The following is a 4,230-nucleotide window of genomic DNA, read 5'->3' on the forward strand; positions in this document are numbered from 1 at the left end:
CTCATAGGCGATCACCGCAGGCAGCTCTTCCATCACCGGCCGGACCGTTCCTTCCGCAAACACGGACGCATACGGTTCCTGATGGCGCAGCGCAGTCAGCCTCCTGTAAAAGGCCAGAAGGGAATCACCGCGTGCTTCCTGCTCTTTCACGTTGATGTCCTGATAGTTTTCGTTTACCTTCAGCCACGGCGTTCCAGCCGTAAATCCGGCGTTCTTTTCATCGCACCACTGCATCGGAGTCCGCGCGTTGTCGCGGCCCAGTTCTCCGAAGTATTCCAGGACCTTCTGTGGATCCTGCTTCTGCTCCAGTGCCTCCCGGTACATTCCCTTTGCACGCACATCGTCCATCTCCTCGATAGAGTTCCACACCGCGTTGGTCATGCCGATCTCCTGACCCTGATAGATAAACGGGGTCCCATAGAGATAGAAATACATGACCGCCAGGGCCGAAGCGCCTGCATATCCAATCTGATCCTTTTCCAGATATTTGTTAACACAGCGGGACTGGTCGTGATTTTCCAGAAACAGCCCGTTCCAGCCAATCTCACTGGTAAACCGCTGACTCTTTAAAATCCTCTTTTTCCACCGTTCCACGGCTTCCACGGAAGATTTGTCCGCCTCACCTTCCATGTTCTCCCAGGTAAAATCAAAGATCATGGAGAAATATCCATGTTCTCCGGCATATCTGCGGAACGTTTCCTCTCCCACGCCCGGGGCCTCCGCCACGGTCATACAGTCATGCAGGTCGAAACATTTCTCCTTCATTTCCGCCAGGAAATCCCCGATTCCCGGATAGTCCGTCAGGTTTTCAATCGGGTAGCGAAGGCCGTCCTCCGTCTCCCTGGAAGCAAAGGTTAAGTCTTTCTTGATGAAGGTGATTGCATCCACCCGGAATCCAGCCACGCCCTTTTCCAGCCACCAGTTGATCATCTCATAGATTTTCTCCCGCAGCTTCGGGTTTTCCCAGTTCAAATCCGGCTGTTTTTTGGAAAATGTATGGAAATACCACCGTCCATCCGGAAGCTGCGTCCACACGGAGCCGCCGAAATTGGACCTCCAGTTGTTCGGCTCTCCGCCGTCTTCTTTCTTTCTAAAGTAGAAGTATCCTGCTTCCTCACAGTCCGGGTCCTGCTTCGCCTTTACAAACCACTCGTGTTCGTCGGAACAGTGGTTGACCACAAGATCCAGGATCACCTTCATGCCCCTTTTTCCCGCCTCGGCCAGAAGCCGGTCCATGTCGTCATTCGTGCCAAACATCGGGTCTACCTTATAGTAATCAGAGATATCATATCCGTTATCATCCATGGGAGAACAATACATCGGGCTGACCCAGATCACATCCACTCCCAGTTCCTTTAGATAATCCAGCTTTTCCGTGATGCCGTTTAAATCCCCGATTCCGTCTCCATTGCTGTCCTTAAAGCTTCTGGGATAAATCTGGTAGACTACTGCCTTTTTCCACCATTCTGCCGCCATAATTCTCTCCTTTTAATGAGTTACTGTTTATTTGATCGCGCCATCTGTAATGCCCTTAACAATATACTTCTGACAGCACAGATAAAAGATGATAATTGGTATGATACACATAATCAGTCCTGCGGACGCTAAATCCCAGCGCTTTGCAAACTGTCCGAAGAAGAGATAGGTCTTTAGCGGAAGTGTCTGCCAGCCCGGCTTGTTGATAATCAGGGACGGAAGCAGATAATCATTCCAGATCCACATCACATTAAGCACCGCAACCGTGATTAAAATCGTTCTCATAAGCGGAATCACGATGGAGAAAAACAGCCGGAAGGAACCGCATCCGTCAATGGTAGCCGCCTCCTCCAGTTCCTCCGGAATGTTCTTGATGAAGCTGTGGAACATAACGATGGACATGCTGCTGCCGAAGCCCATGTACATAAAGATCAGCCCCTGCGGGTTCATGATTCCGATACGGCTGGCAAATCCCACCAGCGGAAGCATCACGCACTGGAACGGGATCAGCATGGAGGCCGCAAACAGGAAGAAGATGATCTTGCTGGTCTTTGTCTTATACCGGACTAAAACCCACGCCGCCATAGCCGAGATCAGCAGGATCAGAACCGTTGCAATCACCGTGATCGTCAGGGAGTTCACAAAAGATCTGATGTACTCCAGCGCCTCAAACGCATTTGGGTAGTTTACCAGTGTAAAGGTAGCCGCGTTCGGGAATCCGATGACATCGGTGAAGATTCCCTTCGTATTCTTAAATGAGTTCAAAACCAGAATATAGATCGGGAACAGGAACAGACAGCCGAGAAAAAGTCCGGCAGCCCCCATGATAATCCTCTGAGCACCTTTGGAATCACGTTTTACATTCTTCGTCTCTGCCATTACATCTCTACCTCCTTCCGCTTTGTGAGCACCAGCTGTGTCACACCGATGGCTGCCACCACGATCATAAAGATAATTGCCTTTGCCTGTGCAAATCCGAACTCATTGGCCCCGAATGCGGAGTTATAGATGTTCAGCGCCAGCATTTCCGTTGATTTATAAGGGCCGCCCTGAGTCAGCGCCAGATTCTGATCAAACATCTTAAACGAGTTGGAGATGGATAAGAACAGGCCGATCGTAAAAGCCGGCATCATAAGCGGCATGATAATGCTCTTTAACATATCCTTGTAACCAGCGCCGTCGATACGGGCCGCTTCTTTCACGGACTCGGGAATCTGCTGAATCTGCGCGATATACACAATCATCATATAGCCGGATAACTGCCATACAGTAAGGATCAGAAGTCCCGCAAATCCGGTGACCGGGTCGGCAAGCCATCCGTTAAGTGCCTGCCATCCGGTCGCCTTGGAGATGGCTCCGAAGATAGAGACGAAGATGAACTGCCAGGTAAATCCCAACAGCAGGCCGCCAATCAGGTTCGGCATGAAGAAGATGCCGCGAAGTAACGTCGCACCGCGGAACTTCTGCGTCACCAGAAGCGCCAGGGCGAACCCGACGATATTGACCAGCACCACCGCACAGATGGAAAACAGCGCAGTAAAGCCAAACGCGTGCATGAAGGAACTGTCTCTCGTAAATATTTCAATGAAATTCCGAAAGCCTACGAATGTAATTTCACTTCCCACGATTCCGTTCCAGTCTGTAAAGGCGTAAAAGAAGCCAATCAGCATCGGAATCAAAACAACCAGGGAAAAAGAAATCAATGCAGGAGCCAGAAATATCCAGAATCTTGCTTTGCTCTTTTTCATTTTTCCACCTTCCTCTTTCCGGGAATCCTATTTCTGAGACTCGCGCATGGACGCCCACTGCTTAATGCTGCTCTCCGTCACTTCATCCCATGTCGCCTGTCCGGCTAAATACTTCTGCACCTCGACGCCTGCTGCCTGCTGTCCCCATGTATTCGGTGCTCCGCTGTATACCCATCCGTTCATGGTATCTCCCGCCTCGTTGGCATCCATGATTCTCTGAGAAAGAGGATCGCCTGCCTTTAAATCGCCGAAGTTGTCATAAGGGGGAACGAATTTACAATCTTCCACTACAATCTTCTGTCCTGCCGGGTCTTTATATAACCAGTTGATGAAATCCTTTGCCGCGGCTTTCTGCTCGTCGGTAACCTTGCTGTTGATCGCCCAGTAGCCGGACACACCTACGAAATACTTGCCGTCTGAGTATCCCGGAACCGAGTATGGAAGCATATCCAGCTTTGCCAGCACTTCCGGATCCGTCGTCTCTACTGCCGGTGCGATCCAGTTGCCCTGCTTGATGGATGCCACACGCTCAATCGCCAGTCCGCCTTCCAGGGAAGCTGTGTAATCAACGGAGTTTAAGTTTGCGGTATTGTCCGCGTTGGTGGTGTAGCTGGCCTGGAAATCGACCATCGTCTTATAGTCGGCAAAACCGGTGCCCGGAAGAACTGCGGAGTCGTAAGCAGCCTTTGCCGTGTCAAAGTCATGAGTCAGTGCCACGTTCACGTCGTGGTCGCCTGCGATCCAGAGCTCCTTGGTAGGATATTCCATAACCGCTTCCAGATTCGGATACTTCTCCTTCATCTCGCCGCTGTCGATCTTCGCCTTCAGCGTATCGAAACCGGCCTTCATGCCCTCATACGTCATCATGGATTCAAAATCGACGCCCGCGTCCTCAAACATCTGACGGTTCACAACAAATCCGTATCCTTCCATATAAAGCGGAACCGCAAGCACCTTGCCATCCTTTGTAAACATATCCGTGGTTCCCGGCAGTGCATTCTTAAGC

At 50.8% G+C, this 4,230-nt stretch carries 4 protein-coding genes; all 4 read right to left on the reverse strand.

The features are described 5' to 3' along the window. The coding region (locus tag ACLTD4_RS33095) for an alpha-glucosidase (protein WP_412331941.1) at window positions 1–1,476 on the reverse strand (1,476 nt) is incomplete at its 3' end. A 27-nt stretch (window positions 1,477–1,503) separates the two neighbouring features. Next, window positions 1,504–2,355 (reverse strand): carbohydrate ABC transporter permease, encoded by an 852-nt coding sequence (locus ACLTD4_RS33100; protein ID WP_055653600.1) that lies wholly within the window; start codon window positions 2,353–2,355, stop codon window positions 1,504–1,506. Continuing rightward, a complete protein-coding gene (locus ACLTD4_RS33105; RefSeq protein ID WP_055653599.1) occupies window positions 2,355–3,224 on the reverse strand; it encodes a carbohydrate ABC transporter permease in 870 nt (289 codons plus the stop codon). Before ACLTD4_RS33105 ends, ACLTD4_RS33100 begins: the two co-directional genes overlap by 1 nt. A 27-nt stretch (window positions 3,225–3,251) precedes the next feature. Next, window positions 3,252–4,230: carbohydrate ABC transporter substrate-binding protein (locus ACLTD4_RS33110; RefSeq protein ID WP_412331942.1), on the reverse strand; the 979-nt coding region annotated here is incomplete at its 5' end.

This window comes from Hungatella sp. (assembly GCF_046966825.1).

What these genes read in the sequence shown, in the direction of transcription:
- ACLTD4_RS33100 (WP_055653600.1), bottom strand. Translation starts at nt 2,355, where the DNA reads ATGGCAGAGACGAAGAATGTAAAACGTGATTCCAAAGGTGCTCAGAGG.
- ACLTD4_RS33105 (WP_055653599.1), bottom strand. Translation starts at nt 3,224, where the DNA reads ATGAAAAAGAGCAAAGCAAGATTCTGGATATTTCTGGCTCCTGCATTG.